Raw genomic sequence first — 14,248 nt, 5'->3', positions numbered from 1 at the left:
AAAGTTGCCGTGCAGTTTCTTCCGTCGCTTACTCGTACGCCCGAAAAGACCGGCCTAGAGCCTTGCCTTGTGGTGTGCAGCTTCTTCATCGAGTGACATAGGATCCCGCCATGATCGATCTCTCAACCTGGAACCTGAGCATCCCCGAAGGCAGCCCTCCGGCTACCATCGAAACCTCCCAACTCGTGCAGGGGTTCCAGGCCCCGTATTTCCACTCCGACTCCGGCACGGTTTTTTTCTGGGCGCCGGTGACCGGCTCCACAACCGCTAATGCTATTTATCCGCGCAGTGAACTTCGTGAAACCTACAGCGACGGCACCTTGCGCAATTGGCTGTACCCGGCGGCGGACAATAAGCTGGCTGCCACCCTGGCCGTCAGCCAGGTGCCCAGCACCGGCAAGGTCGTGATTGGTCAGATCCATACCAAGAACAGCACCAGCCCCCTGTTGAAGCTGGAATACCAATATAAAACCTACAGTTCCACCGGCAACATTGTCGCCAAGGTGCGCATGCGCCCCGACGACGAAACAGGCCAAGTCATCACCATCGCCACGGGCATCAAGCTGAATCAATCCTTCTCTTACCTGATCCATCTCAGCCCCGCCGGCGTCCTGACCATCAATGGCGCGGGTTACCAGTGGAGCTCCCCCATCAGTTCCACGTGGAGCGACAAGCCGCTGTACTTCAAGGCGGGCGTGTACGTGCAGGACAATACCGGTTATCCCACCGAAGGTGGGACCGTGACGTTCAGCCTGCTGGATATCGATCACATCTAGGCGCTTTGCGTGGCGCCAGGGCAGCAACGGAATGCTGCCAGCCCAGCCATACACTGTAGACGCGTAATAGTTCAGCGCGAGTTCGAAACTACCGACTAACGGTCATCCATCCAGGCATAAATGCTGCAATTGACATGCTTGACGGACAATTGACGTCAAACATCCGCCGGATGGCTGTTCAAAAAACCCCCTTCCTGCGCGATCAACACACTCCAAATGCTCGGAGTAGAGCCTCCCGCTTTGGTACTCAGCACTTTTACGCCCGTTACGCAGGATCCGACCATGATCGATCTCAACACTTGGAACTTGAGCATTCCCGAAGGCAGCCCCGCCATCACCATCGAAACACCTCGGCTGGCCCAGGGGTTCAAGGATGAATACTTCCACTCCGACACCGGCACGCTGTTCTTCTGGGTACCGGTGACCGGTACCAAGACTGCCAACGCGATTTATCCGCGCAGCGAACTGCGGGAAACCTACAGCGACGGCACCTTGCGCAATTGGCTGTATCCGGCGGCGGACAACATCCTGCGCGCGACCGTGACCGTCAACCAGGTACCCAGCACCGGCAAGATCGTGATCGGCCAGATCCACACCAAAGACAGCACCAGCCCCATGGTGAAACTGGAGTACCAGTACAAAACCTACAGCTCCACCGGCAACATCGTCGCCAAGGTGCGCCTGCGTCCCGACGATGAAACCGGCCAAGTCATTACCATCGCCACCGGCGTGAAGCTGGACCGCAGCTTCTCCTACATGATCCACCTGAGCCCGAAGGGCGCACTGGGTATCAGCGCAGCGGGCTACAACTGGAGAACCACCGTCGATCCTAGCTGGAAGGTCAAGCCCCTGTATTTCAAAGCAGGGGCGTATGTGCAGGACAACACCGGCTACACCACCGAAGGCGGCAAAGTGACGTTCAGCTTGTTGGAAATCAAACACAACATCTGATCACTTTTCCTGGCGCCATGGCAGCACGGATGCTGCTTGCGGGGCCCTCCTCGACGCCTCGGCAACCCATCTCACGCTCAATCGAGCACAAGGCACGCAGCAGTGCCATATCGCCATCGTTCAAAAAAAATCTGCTTTAGCCGACTAACGGTCATCTGTCTCGGGCACCAAAGCGGCAAACGTCACTCTGACGGTCTGCTGACGCCAGCCTTCCGCCGGAGCCCCGTGAAAAAAAATGAGCTCCGCTTCCTCCTGGCCTCAGTGAAAGCGCGTCCTAGAGCCTTCGGCTGTGGCGTAAATCATTTCTTATGTACAGAAAGGATCCGAACATGGTCGATCTTGCAACCTGGAACTTGAGCATCCCCGAGGGCAGCCCACCGAAAACCATTGAAACGCCTCGGCTGTTGGATGGCTTCCAAGATAAGTACTTCAATTCCGAAGGCAGCACGGTGTATTTCTGGTCACCGGTGACTGGCACCAAGACTGAGAACGCGATTTACCCGCGCAGTGAATTGCGAGAAACCTATAAAGACGGCACCTTGCGCAACTGGCTGTATCCCGCTGCCGACAATAAATTGAGTGCGACCCTGGTGGTCAACCAGGTACCCAGCACTGGCAAGATCGTGATCGGGCAGATTCATGCCAAGGACAGCAGCAAACCCATGGTGAAGCTGGAGTACCAGTACAAGGACGACAGCAAGACCGGCAACATCGTCGCCAAAGTGCGCATGCGCCCCGATGACGACGAGGGTCGGGTTATTACCGTGGCCAGCGGCGTGAAGCTTTCTCAGTCCTTCAGTTACCGGCTTCACCTTGATCGAACCGGCGACTTGGGTATTACTGCGGCGGGTCGTAGTTGGTACACCACCATCAGTTCTACGTGGCGGGTCAAGCCGTTGTACTTCAAGGCTGGCGTGTATGTGCAGGACAACAGTGGGTATACCAGCGAGGGTGGGAAAGTGACGTTCAGTAAGTTGGATATCGATCACAACACTTGATCGGGTGCTTTCGATAGAGAGGTACCGTGTGTATATCCATTGCTGCGGTAACGGCGGCTTATGGTTCCGCCTTACGGCGTCTCACTTTTGAGAAGCGCAAAAGTAAGCAAAACGCTCTTGCCCCACCACTCGGTGCCTCGCCTAGGCTCGGCATGCCCGAGGCGGCCTTATAGCCGGCCTGGCTTGGAGTGGACGCGCTCATCCTGCGGGGACGATCACAACGCTTTTGACGCGAACGCGCTCCCCCTGTTGGGGCGGGCTTGCTCGCCATGGCGGTGATTTACCTGATCGTTCCCACTCCGCGTGGGAATGCCGCCAGGGACGCTCCGCGTTCCGCTTCTGGAAAGTGACGCAGAGCGTCACGGGATGCATTCCCACGAGCGTGGGAACGAGCACAAGCAATTGCTCGCCCGGCCTTCTGAAAGTCTCGTAGGAATTTACTCACCGTGGCGAGGGAGCTTGCTCCCGCTGGACTGCGAAGCAGTCCCCTCTTTTCGTCAGACCGACCCCATACCCAGGATTTACGGCGGCTGCGCCACCGAGCGGGAGCAAGCTCCCTCGCCACGGGGTTTGCGGGCGCCCTACAGGTCGGTTGTTGCGTCAAAAATTCCCTTCTATAGTTCGATTCACCTGCTGGCTTTGGTCAGCGGAGGGTTTCGCAGCCCTATCGAGGAATATGTGGCATTTCTTTTTCTTCGAGGACTTCAACCTTATGACAACAAAGCAATCATCCAGCAGCTTCACCCCGCTCACCCCAACCGCCACCACCCACCCGGTCCTGTTCATCGATAAAACCGCCCCACTGACCGAACTCCACGCCTGCGCCAGCGAACGCCTGCACGCCACCCTCGACTACCTGACGCTCATGGCCTGCACCACGCTGCGCGATTCGGCCGAGACCGACATCAACACCATCACCAACATCGCCCGAATCATGGTCCAGGATGTGGCGGATGTTTTTGGAGTGATTGAACAGCGCGGGCTCGAAGGACAGTAAAAATCCTACGGGATGAGTCTGCTCGCGACAGTGTTGGCGCAGCGACAAGGGCTGTTGGCTGACACGCCTTTAACGCGAGCGGACTCGCCTACCATCCGCCTACAGTCATCGCTGACTCAGGAAAGTCATGTGCATATTCTCCAGAGCAGAGTAGGATTAAATCCTATCTTATCCAGGATACCCATTATGCGTAGCACTCAACAGTTCAGCATAACGCTGCCTAACCAGATGGCCGACGTGGTGAAAGCCAAGGTTGCTGCCGGTGAATATGCCACTGAAAGCGAAGTCATTCGTGATGGCCTCCGGGCGCTGCTGGCCCGTGATCGCGCTTTGGAAAACTGGCTCGTAGGCCAAGTAGCCCCCGCTTACGATGCATTGAAAGCTGATCCCTCACGCGCGCTGAGCATCGATGAAGTGCGCTCCCGATTGGCGGCAGAGCACCAGAATGCCACTATCAAATCGTAATGGCGTATAGCGTTGATTTTGTCCCGGAAGCCCTTGAACAGTTAGCTGCGCTATATAGCTACATTGCCACGGCGTCTTCGCCAGAAACCGCGCAACGGTATACCAACGCCATCGTGACCTATTGCGAGGAACTACGGACGTTCCCGCACCGAGGCAACCAGAGGGACGACATACGCCCGGGGCTGCGTATCACAAACTACCGCAAGCGGACCGTGATTGCCTTTGTCGTTGATGCCGAGCAGGTTTTCATCTTGGGCGTTTTTTATGGGGGGCAGGACTTTGAAGTCGCTTTGCAATGTGAACTGGACGATTAACGTGCAGTATTCTGTGTAGGGTCAAAGGGGATTTACACACAAATCCAAAACAAAAAAACCCGCATCACTGCGGGTTTTCTCACACCACTGAAGCCTTAGTTGACCTTAGCGTTCAACTCACCCTTCAAATACCGCTGATACATCGCTTCCAACGAAATCGGCTTGATCTTCGAAGCATTACCCGCCGTCCCAAACGCCTCATAACGCGCAATGCACACATCACGCATGGCCGTCACAGTAGCGCCAAAGAACTTACGCGGATCGAACTCACTCGGGTTAGTCGCCATCAAACGACGCATGGCACCGGTAGAGGCCAGGCGCAGGTCGGTGTCGATGTTGACCTTGCGCACGCCGTACTTGATGCCTTCGACGATTTCTTCAACCGGCACGCCGTAGGTTTCTTTGATGTCGCCGCCGTACTGGTTGATGATCGCCAGCCACTCCTGCGGTACCGAGGAAGAACCGTGCATCACCAAGTGGGTGTTGGGGATGCGCTTGTGGATTTCCTTGATGCGGTCGATGGCCAGTACGTCGCCGGTAGGCGGCTTGGTGAATTTGTAGGCGCCGTGGCTGGTGCCGATGGCGATGGCCAGGGCGTCGACCTGGGTTTTCTTGACGAAGTCCGCAGCCTCTTCCGGGTCGGTCAGCATCTGGCTGTGATCCAACACGCCTTCGGCGCCGATGCCGTCTTCTTCACCGGCCATGCCGGTTTCCAGCGAGCCCAGGCAACCCAGTTCGCCTTCCACGGAGACACCGCAGGCGTGGGCCATGGCAACGGTCTGCTGGGTGACGCGCACGTTGTATTCGTAATCGGTCGGAGTCTTGCCGTCTTCGCCCAGGGAGCCGTCCATCATCACCGAGCTGAAGCCCAGCTGGATGGAGCGCTGGCAGACGTCAGGGCTGGTGCCGTGGTCCTGGTGCATGCACACCGGGATGTGCGGGAATTCCTCGATCGCCGCCAGGATCAGGTGACGCAGGAATGGCGCACCGGCATATTTACGGGCGCCGGCCGAAGCCTGGACGATCACCGGAGAGTCAGTCTTGTCAGCGGCTTCCATGATGGCGCGCATCTGCTCAAGGTTGTTGACGTTAAAGGCTGGAACGCCGTAGCCGAACTCGGCTGCGTGGTCCAGCATCTGACGCATGCTGATAAGTGCCATTAGTGTGTCTCTCCCGGTCGAGGGTCGTTAATCGTGCCAGCCTGCCGGAGCGGCGGCGGCTATTCAAGTCATTGCGGATCGGGGGTCGGCCCCGGCCTGCGTGTTCGGTGAAACAAAATCTCAAAACTATAGAGGCCCGCTCCCACATTGGGTCTCCGTGGATCAATTGGCCTTGCAACCCCGCCCAATCAAGTCATTGGTGGCGACCCAATACACCAGGCCTTCCTCACCCTTGACGTGAAACGCCAGCATGTCGTCGCTGTACAGCGAACCTTCAGCACCCGGCTCAAGCTTCAGGCGATAAACCTTATCGGCACCGCCGAGGCGCACGTCGACTTCCTTGTGGGCGGTATCGGTGTAGCGCCAGAGCACTTTGGCCTCGCTGTCACAGGTCCAGGTCGTCCAACCTTCAACAGGTTCGGACGAGTGTAAAAAGTCCAACTGCGCACAACCGCCCAGCAATACCAACGCCACGACGGCGATCAAGCCTTTCATCCGTGTTCCTCGACTGACGGCACACGCCGCCAGCCATGAGTTAAGAGTCAGACCCGTCAAGGACAGCCATGTTCCTTGGTCGGGGTTTGCGTCTCGTATTTGTCCAGGCCGTCCGGCCCGGAACGCTTGTTCAGCACCGGGTTGGTCTCGGCCTGCCAGTCGGCCTGGTAACAGCCATCTTCAGGCGTCGGCGTGCCGGGTTGCGGGGCCGGAGCCTGCGGGCCGCTTGAGCAGGCCACCAGCATCGTCGCCGCCAACAGCAACGGGATCGTCTTGACCATCAGAACACTCCTTTGCCTGGTCAACGCAGCTTCAGGCCTTGGCCCGGCTTTCCAGGACTTCCACGGCTGGCAACACTTTGCCTTCGACGAACTCGAGGAATGCGCCGCCGCCCGTAGAAATGTAGGAGATCTGCTCGGCCACGCCATATTTGTCGATGGCCGCCAGGGTGTCGCCGCCACCTGCGATGGAGAACGCAGCGCTGTCGGCGATAGCCTGGGCCAGCACCTTGGTGCCGTTGCCGAACTGGTCGAACTCGAACACGCCGACCGGGCCGTTCCACAGGATGGTTTTGGAAGACTTCAGCAGTTCGGCGAAGTTGGCTGCGGTTTGCGGGCCGATGTCGAGGATCATGTCGTCCTCGGCTACGTCATCGATCAGCTTGACAGTGGCGGTGGCGCTTTCTGCGAATTCCTTGGCCACGACCACGTCCACTGGCAACGGTACGCTGACCTTGGCGGCGATTTCCCGAGCGGTGTCCAGCAGGTCCGGTTCGTACAGGGATTTGCCGACCGGGTGACCCGCAGCGGCGAGAAAGGTGTTGGCGATGCCGCCACCGACGATCAACTGGTTGCAGACCTGGCTCAGGCTGTTGAGCACGTCCAGCTTGGTGGAGACCTTGGAGCCGGCAACGATGGCGGCCATCGGCTGGGCCGGGGAGCCCAGGGCCTTGCCCAGTGCGTCCAGTTCAGCAGCCAGCAACGGACCTGCTGCGGCGACTTTGGCGAACTTCGCCACGCCGTGGGTCGAACCCTCGGCACGGTGGGCGGTGCCAAAGGCGTCCATCACGAACACGTCGCAAAGGGCGGCGTATTGCTGGGCCAGTTCGTCGGCGTTCTTTTTCTCGCCCTTGTTGAAGCGCACGTTTTCGAACAGCACGACATCGCCGGCCTTCACGTCCACGCCGCCCAGGTAGTCAGCCACCAATGGCACATCGCGGCCCAGGGCACGGCTCAGGTAATCGGCCACAGGCTTGAGGCTGTTTTCCGCCGAGAACTCACCTTCGGTCGGACGGCCCAGGTGGGAGCAGACCATCACGGCCGCGCCTTTTTCCAGGGCCAGCTTGATGGTCGGCAGCGAAGCCAGGATACGCGCGTCGCTGGTGACAACACCGTCCTTGACGGGGACGTTGAGGTCTTCGCGGATCAGTACGCGCTTACCTTGCAGATCGAGGTCGGACATCTTCAACACGGTCATGGGTCGCAATTCCTGGGTAACTGTTTAGAGAGCAGGTTTTTTTGAAGCGGTTTGCAGGTAATGCTCGGCAACATCCAGCATTCGGTTGGCAAACCCCCATTCGTTGTCGAACCAGGCCAGGATGTTCACAAGCCGAGGCCCGGAAACACGGGTCTGGCTGGCATCGACGATGGCCGAATGCGGGTCATGGTTAAAATCACAACTGGCATGAGGCAACTCGGTGTAGGCCAGAAGGCCTTTGAGCGGACCGCTGGTGGCGGCTTCGCGCAGGATCCGGTTGACCTCGGTGGCGTCGGTATCGCTCACGGTCTGCATCGTAATGTCGAGGCAGGACACGTTGACCGTCGGCACCCGCACGGCTTTGGCCTGAATTCGCCCCGCAAGTTCCGGCAGCAGCCGTTCAATGCCGCGCGCCAGACCAGTGGACACCGGAATCACCGATTGAAACGCCGAACGGGTACGGCGCAAGTCCTCATGGTGGTAGGCGTCGATCACCGGCTGGTCGTTCATCGCCGAGTGAATGGTGGTGATCGACACGTATTCCAGGCCAATGGCCTGGTCCAGCAGGCGCAACAGCGGCACGCCGCAGTTGGTGGTGCAGGACGCGTTGGACACCAGCAGTTCGTCGCCGGTCAGGCAATCCTGGTTCACACCGTAGACGATGGTGGCGTCCACGTCCGCTTCGCTGGCCATCGGCTGGGAGAACAACACCCGTGGCGCGCCGGCAGCGAGAAAACGCTGGCCGTCTTCGCGGGTGTGGTAGGCGCCAGAGCACTCGAGCACCAGATCGACGTCCAGGGACGCCCAGTCGATGCCTTCGGGGGTGGCACTGCGCAAGACCTTCACGCAATCGCCGTTAATATGCAGACAATCGCCCTCGACCCGCACTTCGCCGGGAAACCGGCCGTGGGTGGAGTCAAAGCGTGTCAGGTATTCGATGCTGGCCATGTCGGCCAGATCGTTGATGGCCACAATCTCGAACCCGGCCTTGGCCCCTCGCTCGAACAACGCACGCAAGACGCAACGACCAATCCGGCCGTAGCCGTTGAGTGCAACTTTGTAGGGACGCGGTTGGGGCATGGGGTTCTCTGACCTGGTTGAATCCATTAAGGCAGTGTCGTCTGAGCCACCGCTATCGCGAGCAAGCTCGCTCCCACAGGATCTGTGAAAATCCCTGTGGGAGCGAGCTTGCTCGCGATGGCGACAGAACAGACAACCTGTTTGCGGATCAGTCTTCCAGCAACTCTTCAGCCTGACCCAGGATGTTTTCCAGGGTGAAACCGAATTCCTCGAACAGCGCTGGCGCAGGCGCCGATTCGCCGTAGGTGGTCATGCCAATCACGCGACCTTCCAGGCCCACGTACTTGTACCAGTAATCGGCATGGGCAGCCTCGATGGCGATCCGTGCACTGACCTGCAGCGGCAACACCGCTTGCTTGTAGCCGGCGTCCTGGGCATCGAACACGCTGGTGCAAGGCATGGACACTACGCGCACGTTGCGGCCCTGCCCGGTCAGCTTGTCGTAGGCCTGGACGGCCAGGCCGACTTCGGAACCGGTGGCGATCAGGATCAGCTCAGGCTCGCCGATGCAGTCCTTGAGCACATAGCCGCCACGAGCGATGTCGCCGATCTGGTCGACATCACGGTTCTGGTGCTGCAGGTTCTGGCGGGAGAAGATCAGCGCCGACGGGCCGTCGTTACGCTCGATCGCGTATTTCCAGGCCACCGCCGATTCCACGGCATCGCATGGGCGCCAGGTGTCCAGGTTCGGCGTGCAACGCAGGCTCGCCAGTTGCTCGATCGGCTGGTGAGTCGGGCCGTCTTCACCCAGGCCGATGGAGTCGTGAGTGAACACATACAGGACGCGTTTTTTCATCAGCGCCGACATGCGCACGGCGTTGCGGGCGTATTCCATGAACATCAGGAAGGTCGCGCCGTAAGGCACCAGGCCGCCGTGCAGCGCCACGCCGTTCATGATCGCGCTCATGCCGAACTCGCGAACGCCGTAGTACATGTAGTTGCCGCTGGCATCTTCAGCGCTGACGCCTTTGCAGCCTTTCCACAGGGTCAGGTTGGAACCGGCCAGGTCGGCCGAACCGCCCAGCAGTTCCGGCAGCAACGGGCCGAAGGCGTTCAGGGTGTTCTGGCTGGCCTTGCGGCTGGCGATGGTTTCGCCCTTGGCGGCGACTTCAGCGATGTACGCCGAGGCTTTTTCGGCGAAGTCGGCCGGCAGCTCGCCGCTGAGGCGACGCACCAGTTCATTGGCCAGTTCAGGGAATTCGGCGGAATACGCGGCGAAACGCTGATCCCATTCGGCTTCGACCGCGCGACCTTTTTCCTTGGCATCCCATTCGGCGTAAATGTCGGCCGGGATTTCGAACGGGCCATGGTTCCACTTCAACGCGGCACGGGTCAGGGCGATTTCCTCGGCACCCAATGGCGCGCCGTGGCAGTCTTCCTTGCCTTGCTTGTTCGGCGAGCCGAAACCGATGGTGGTCTTGCAGCAGATCAGGGTCGGCTGGGCGCTTTTGCGGGCCGTCTCGATGGCGGTCTTGATCTCTTCCGGGTCGTGGCCGTCGACGTTGCGGATCACCAGCCAGTTGTAGGCTTCGAAGCGCTTGGGGGTGTCGTCGGTGAACCAGCCTTCGACTTCGCCGTCGATGGAGATGCCGTTGTCGTCGTAGAAAGCAATCAGCTTGTCCAGGCCCAGGGTGCCGGCCAGGGAGGCGACTTCATGGGAAATGCCTTCCATCATGCAGCCATCACCCAGGAATACGTAGGTATGGTGATCGACGACGTTATGGCCGGGGCGGTTGAATTGCGCCGCCAGGACTTTTTCTGCCAATGCAAAACCCACGGCGTTGGCCAAGCCCTGGCCCAATGGACCGGTGGTGGTTTCCACGCCTGGGGTGTAGCCGTATTCCGGGTGGCCCGGGGTGCGGCTGTGCAGTTGACGGAAGTTTTTCAGGTCATCGATCGACAGGTCGTAGCCGGTCAAGTGCAGCAGCGAGTAGATCAACATCGAGCCGTGACCGTTGGACAGTACGAAACGGTCACGGTCGGCGAAGGCTGGGTTGCTCGGGCTGTGCTTGAGGTAGTCGCGCCAAAGCACCTCGGCGATATCCGCCATACCCATGGGGGCACCGGGATGGCCGCTGTTGGCTTTCTGCACGGCATCCATGCTGAGGGCACGAATGGCATTGGCACGCTCACGACGGCTGGGCATCGCTGTTCTCCTGCGGGTATTGAATCGAGAATGAATAAAATGGAACTGAAAAAAGGCGAGCATTTTCCCTCACCCACCCGCCCCGGGGCAATGACAGATAGTCATCCTTGGGCGTTTTTCCGGCAGATAAAGTCGCATTCACCAGGTGAAACCTTTCCGCTGATGGCTTGTAGAGTCAAGCACAGGCTGGGAAGTGCCATTTATCCAGCAATATCAAAACTTTTTGATATTGAACTTGCGGTGATCCAAACCCCTCACTAGACTGCCCCACTATGAAACAGACTGCCGCACTATGAACTTACCTGCGCCTTCCATTCGCCATGACGACTGCGATGAGCTGGCGGCCCTTTGCAAGGCCGGCGGCGATCCGTTGCGGCTCAATGTATTGCGCGCCCTGGCCAACGACTCGTTCGGCGTGCTGGAACTGGCGCAGATCTTCGGCATCGGCCAGTCCGGCATGAGCCACCACCTCAAGGTCTTGGCCCAAGCGGACCTGGTGGCGACCCGCCGGGAAGGCAACGCCATTTTCTATCGCCGCGCCCTGCCCCACACCGACCTGCTGGGCGGCAAGCTGCACGCCGCGCTGCTGGACGAAGTGGACACGCTGAACCTGCCGACGGACGTGCAGGCTCGCATCGCCCAGGTACACGGGCAACGGGCCGCCGCCAGCCAGGACTTTTTCGCCCGGGTCGCCGAGAAATTTCGCGCCCAGCAAGACCTGATCGCCGGTCTGCCGCAATACCGCGAAAGCGTCGTGGCACTGCTCGACAAACTAAGCTTCGAAGCCACGGCCACGGCGATCGAAGTCGGCCCCGGTGATGGTGCTTTCCTGCCGGAACTGGCGCAGCGTTTCAGCCAGGTGACGGCGCTGGACAACAGCCCGGCCATGCTTGAACTGGCGCGCCAGGTGTGTGAACGCGAGACCCTGGCTAATGTCAGCCTGCAACTGGCCGATGCATTGGATGGCATGAGCTTGCAGGCCGATTGCGTGGTATTGAACATGGTGCTGCATCATTTCGCCGCGCCGGCCGATGCACTCAGGCACATGGCCGGCCTGCTGCAACCGGGCGGCAGCCTGCTGGTGACGGAGTTATGCAGTCACAACCAGAGCTGGGCCAGGGAGGCCTGTGGCGATCTCTGGCTCGGATTCGAACAGGACGACCTGGCCCGCTGGGCCACCGCTGCGGGCCTCGTGCCCGGGGAAAGCCTCTATGTAGGCTTACGCAATGGTTTCCAGATCCAGGTTCGCCACTTTCAGCGGCCGACTGGCGACACTCACCAACGGTAACTTGTAGGAAAACATCGAGATGAGCGAATACTCCCTTTTCACCTCCGAGTCCGTGTCTGAAGGGCATCCGGACAAAATCGCCGACCAGATTTCTGATGCGGTGCTGGACGCCATCATTGCTGAAGACAAGTTCGCCCGCGTGGCGTGCGAGACTCTGGTGAAAACGGGCGTGGCGATCATCGCCGGCGAAGTCACCACGTCGGCCTGGGTCGACCTGGAACAGATCGTCCGCGACGTGATCCTCGGCATTGGCTACAACAGCTCCGACGTCGGCTTCGACGGCGCGACCTGTGGCGTGATGAACATCATTGGCAAGCAGTCTCCCGACATCAACCAAGGCGTTGATCGGGCCAAGCCTGAAGACCAGGGCGCCGGCGACCAGGGCCTGATGTTCGGCTACGCCAGCAACGAGACCGACGTGCTGATGCCGGCCCCGATCACTTTCTCGCACCAGTTGGTCCAGCGTCAGGCCGAGGCCCGCAAATCCGGCCTGCTGCCTTGGCTGCGCCCGGACGCCAAGTCCCAGGTGACCTGCCGTTACGAAGGCGGCAAGGTGGTGGGTATCGATGCCGTGGTCCTGTCGACCCAGCACAACCCTGACGTGTCCTACAAAGACCTGCGCGAAGGCGTGATGGAGCTGATCGTCAAGCACGTGCTGCCTGCCGAGTTGCTGTCCAAGGACACCCAGTTCCACATCAACCCGACTGGCCAGTTCATCATCGGCGGCCCGGTGGGCGACTGCGGCCTGACCGGTCGCAAGATCATCGTCGACAGCTACGGCGGCATGGCCCGTCACGGCGGCGGCGCGTTCTCCGGCAAGGACCCATCGAAGGTTGACCGCTCGGCGGCCTACGCCGGCCGTTATGTCGCCAAGAACATCGTCGCCGCCGGCCTGGCCGAGCGTTGCGAGATCCAGGTGTCCTACGCCATTGGCGTGGCCCAGCCTACGTCGATCTCGCTGAATACCTTCGGCACCGGCAAGATCGGTGATGACAAGATCATCAACCTGGTCCGTGAAGTGTTCGACCTGCGTCCATACGCCATCACCACCATGCTCGACCTGCTGCACCCGATGTACCAGGACACTGCCGCCTATGGCCACTTCGGTCGTACGCCGCAGACCAAGACCGTGGGTGACGATACCTTCACCACGTTCACCTGGGAAAAAACCGACCGCGCCGACGCCCTGCGCGCCGCTGCCGGCCTGTAATACCGGCGCGTAAAGAAAAAGCCCCTGGCGACTGGGTCTCCAGGGGCTTTTTTTGTGCCAAAGATAACCCTGTGGCGAGGGAGCTTGCTCCCGCTGGGGTGCGAAGCGCCCCCCCTGCAACCCTCAGGAGTATTGGGTTGCCTGGTTGGTTAGTTGGGGTTGCTTCGCAACCCAGCGGGAGCAAGCTCCCTCGCCACAGGGGATCCTCAGTGAAGTTAGGTCCTGCGTGCCACCAGCAAAAACGACGCCGCACTGGCCAACAGCCCCGCACACATCCGATTGAACAGGCGCTTGCCACTGGGCCGGGCGAATAGCCGTCGCGCGTAAATGCCCATGTAGCAATACAAGCCGATGGCGATGCACTCCAGTGCCAGGAACAAACCACCCAGCACGGCGAATTGTTGGGTGACGGCGCCTGTACGGTCTACGAATTGCGGCAGGAACGCGGTAAACAACAGGATCGCCTTCGGATTGCCGATCGCCACCAGGAACTCCTGGCGTGCCAGGCCGGCCCGGCTCATCGACGCAACCATGGCTTCGCTGCCGGCCTCGGGCTGGGCCCGCCACAATTGCACCGCCAAATAGAACAGGTAACCGGCACCGACGAGCTTGATCCCCAGGAACAGCAACTCCGAGGTGTGCAGCACGGCGGTAAGCCCCACTGCTGCCAGGGCGATCATGATCGCAAATGCCAGCAATCGACCAATGCCGCCACTGCACGCTCGGACGAAGCCATAACGCGAGGCGTTACTGATGGACAGCAGGTTGTTCGGCCCCGGCGCCATGTTCAGCGCGAAGCAGGCCGGGATGAAAACAGCGAGCGTCGACAGTTCCATCGGGAGCATTCCAGGCAGCGGCGAATCGAAAGTCCATTCTGCGCCGGCCGTTGACG

The 14,248-nt window shown here is 60.0% G+C and carries 16 protein-coding genes; 9 read left to right on the top strand and 7 right to left on the bottom strand.

Annotation, left to right across the window (positions count from 1 at the left end; translation table 11 throughout):
* Positions 1-110: 110 nt before the first annotated feature.
* The 6 genes from TK06_RS23335 (at position 111) to TK06_RS23310 (ending at position 4,501) form a co-directional block, all read left to right on the top strand.
* Positions 111-776 carry a polysaccharide lyase family 7 protein gene (locus TK06_RS23335; RefSeq protein ID WP_063324011.1) on the top strand — a complete coding sequence of 222 codons (666 nt, stop codon included), beginning with the start codon at positions 111-113 and terminating at the stop codon, positions 774-776.
* 282 nt (positions 777-1,058) lie between these two features.
* Complete coding sequence (locus tag TK06_RS23330; RefSeq protein WP_063324010.1) at positions 1,059-1,727, top strand: polysaccharide lyase family 7 protein; 669 nt, start codon at positions 1,059-1,061, stop codon at positions 1,725-1,727.
* 329 nt (positions 1,728-2,056) lie between these two features.
* Positions 2,057-2,725 carry a polysaccharide lyase family 7 protein gene (locus TK06_RS23325; protein WP_063324009.1) on the top strand — a complete coding sequence of 223 codons (669 nt, stop codon included), beginning with the start codon at positions 2,057-2,059 and terminating at the stop codon, positions 2,723-2,725.
* 712 nt (positions 2,726-3,437) lie between these two features.
* On the top strand, positions 3,438-3,722 hold the full coding sequence (locus TK06_RS23320) for a hypothetical protein (protein WP_063325211.1): 285 nt from the start codon (positions 3,438-3,440) through the stop codon (positions 3,720-3,722).
* Between the two features lie 186 nt (positions 3,723-3,908).
* Positions 3,909-4,187 (top strand): ribbon-helix-helix domain-containing protein, encoded by a 279-nt coding sequence (locus tag TK06_RS23315; RefSeq protein WP_063324008.1) that lies wholly within the window; start codon positions 3,909-3,911, stop codon positions 4,185-4,187.
* Positions 4,187-4,501: a type II toxin-antitoxin system RelE/ParE family toxin gene (locus tag TK06_RS23310; protein WP_063324007.1), complete on the top strand. Its 315-nt coding sequence runs from the start codon at positions 4,187-4,189 to the stop codon at positions 4,499-4,501. The genes TK06_RS23315 and TK06_RS23310 overlap by 1 nt, the downstream gene beginning before the upstream one ends.
* 95 nt (positions 4,502-4,596) lie before the next feature.
* On the opposite strand, the gene fba is transcribed toward TK06_RS23310, so the two are convergent.
* The 6 genes from fba to tkt all read right to left on the bottom strand — a co-directional run bounded on the left by fba (position 4,597) and on the right by tkt (position 10,858).
* Positions 4,597-5,661 carry a class II fructose-bisphosphate aldolase gene (gene fba, locus TK06_RS23305; protein ID WP_003177554.1) on the bottom strand — a complete coding sequence of 355 codons (1,065 nt, stop codon included), beginning with the start codon at positions 5,659-5,661 and terminating at the stop codon, positions 4,597-4,599.
* Between the two features lie 162 nt (positions 5,662-5,823).
* Positions 5,824-6,156 (bottom strand): MliC family protein, encoded by a 333-nt coding sequence (locus tag TK06_RS23300; RefSeq protein WP_063324006.1) that lies wholly within the window; start codon positions 6,154-6,156, stop codon positions 5,824-5,826.
* A 56-nt stretch (positions 6,157-6,212) separates the two neighbouring features.
* Positions 6,213-6,437 (bottom strand): hypothetical protein, encoded by a 225-nt coding sequence (locus tag TK06_RS23295; RefSeq protein ID WP_063324005.1) that lies wholly within the window; start codon positions 6,435-6,437, stop codon positions 6,213-6,215.
* Positions 6,438-6,468: 31 nt separating this feature from the next.
* The gene (locus TK06_RS23290; protein WP_063324004.1) at positions 6,469-7,632 is read right to left on the bottom strand and encodes a phosphoglycerate kinase; all 1,164 of its coding nucleotides are present in this window, start codon (positions 7,630-7,632) and stop codon (positions 6,469-6,471) included.
* Positions 7,633-7,656: 24 nt separating this feature from the next.
* Entirely contained in the window at positions 7,657-8,712 is a 1,056-nt protein-coding gene (epd, locus tag TK06_RS23285; protein ID WP_063324003.1) for an erythrose-4-phosphate dehydrogenase, read from the bottom strand.
* Between the two features lie 148 nt (positions 8,713-8,860).
* Positions 8,861-10,858 (bottom strand): transketolase, encoded by a 1,998-nt coding sequence (tkt, locus tag TK06_RS23280; RefSeq protein ID WP_063324002.1) that lies wholly within the window; start codon positions 10,856-10,858, stop codon positions 8,861-8,863.
* Between the two features lie 30 nt (positions 10,859-10,888).
* Between tkt and TK06_RS32485 the strand changes: the two genes are divergently transcribed.
* The 3 genes from TK06_RS32485 to metK are packed head-to-tail and all read left to right on the top strand — an operon-like array spanning position 10,889 to position 13,356.
* A complete protein-coding gene (locus TK06_RS32485; protein ID WP_139197653.1) occupies positions 10,889-11,119 on the top strand; it encodes a hypothetical protein in 231 nt (76 codons plus the stop codon).
* Between the two features lie 31 nt (positions 11,120-11,150).
* Positions 11,151-12,146, top strand: coding sequence for an ArsR/SmtB family transcription factor (locus tag TK06_RS23275; RefSeq protein ID WP_063324001.1), 996 nt, complete (start codon positions 11,151-11,153; stop codon positions 12,144-12,146).
* A gap of 19 nt (positions 12,147-12,165) precedes the next feature.
* Entirely contained in the window at positions 12,166-13,356 is a 1,191-nt protein-coding gene (gene metK, locus TK06_RS23270) for a methionine adenosyltransferase (protein WP_003177547.1), read from the top strand.
* 215 nt (positions 13,357-13,571) lie between these two features.
* On the opposite strand, the gene TK06_RS23265 is transcribed toward metK, so the two are convergent.
* The gene (locus tag TK06_RS23265) at positions 13,572-14,192 is read right to left on the bottom strand and encodes a LysE family translocator (protein WP_063324000.1); all 621 of its coding nucleotides are present in this window, start codon (positions 14,190-14,192) and stop codon (positions 13,572-13,574) included.
* Positions 14,193-14,248: the final 56 nt, after the last annotated feature.

The sequence above is a fragment of the Pseudomonas fluorescens genome (assembly GCF_001623525.1).
Lineage (GTDB): Bacteria > Pseudomonadota > Gammaproteobacteria > Pseudomonadales > Pseudomonadaceae > Aquipseudomonas > Aquipseudomonas fluorescens_Q.
The sequence above is the reverse complement of the archived record's forward strand: the minus strand, read 5'-3'. Positions and strand labels throughout refer to the sequence as shown.

Bases quoted from the DNA above. Each gene is read 5' to 3' on its own strand.
- TK06_RS23300 (WP_063324006.1), bottom strand. From the start codon at position 6,156: ATGAAAGGCTTGATCGCCGTCGTGGCGTTGGTATTGCTGGGCGGTTGT.
- TK06_RS23315 (WP_063324008.1), top strand. From the start codon at position 3,909: ATGCGTAGCACTCAACAGTTCAGCATAACGCTGCCTAACCAGATGGCC.
- TK06_RS23310 (WP_063324007.1), top strand. From the start codon at position 4,187: ATGGCGTATAGCGTTGATTTTGTCCCGGAAGCCCTTGAACAGTTAGCT.
- TK06_RS23325 (WP_063324009.1), top strand. From the start codon at position 2,057: ATGGTCGATCTTGCAACCTGGAACTTGAGCATCCCCGAGGGCAGCCCA.
- epd (WP_063324003.1), bottom strand. From the start codon at position 8,712: ATGCCCCAACCGCGTCCCTACAAAGTTGCACTCAACGGCTACGGCCGG.
- TK06_RS23265 (WP_063324000.1), bottom strand. From the start codon at position 14,192: ATGGAACTGTCGACGCTCGCTGTTTTCATCCCGGCCTGCTTCGCGCTG.
- metK (WP_003177547.1), top strand. From the start codon at position 12,166: ATGAGCGAATACTCCCTTTTCACCTCCGAGTCCGTGTCTGAAGGGCAT.
- TK06_RS23295 (WP_063324005.1), bottom strand. From the start codon at position 6,437: ATGGTCAAGACGATCCCGTTGCTGTTGGCGGCGACGATGCTGGTGGCC.
- TK06_RS23320 (WP_063325211.1), top strand. From the start codon at position 3,438: ATGACAACAAAGCAATCATCCAGCAGCTTCACCCCGCTCACCCCAACC.
- TK06_RS23335 (WP_063324011.1), top strand. From the start codon at position 111: ATGATCGATCTCTCAACCTGGAACCTGAGCATCCCCGAAGGCAGCCCT.
- TK06_RS23290 (WP_063324004.1), bottom strand. From the start codon at position 7,632: ATGACCGTGTTGAAGATGTCCGACCTCGATCTGCAAGGTAAGCGCGTA.
- tkt (WP_063324002.1), bottom strand. From the start codon at position 10,858: ATGCCCAGCCGTCGTGAGCGTGCCAATGCCATTCGTGCCCTCAGCATG.
- TK06_RS23275 (WP_063324001.1), top strand. From the start codon at position 11,151: ATGAACTTACCTGCGCCTTCCATTCGCCATGACGACTGCGATGAGCTG.
- TK06_RS23330 (WP_063324010.1), top strand. From the start codon at position 1,059: ATGATCGATCTCAACACTTGGAACTTGAGCATTCCCGAAGGCAGCCCC.
- fba (WP_003177554.1), bottom strand. From the start codon at position 5,661: ATGGCACTTATCAGCATGCGTCAGATGCTGGACCACGCAGCCGAGTTC.
- TK06_RS32485 (WP_139197653.1), top strand. From the start codon at position 10,889: ATGAATAAAATGGAACTGAAAAAAGGCGAGCATTTTCCCTCACCCACC.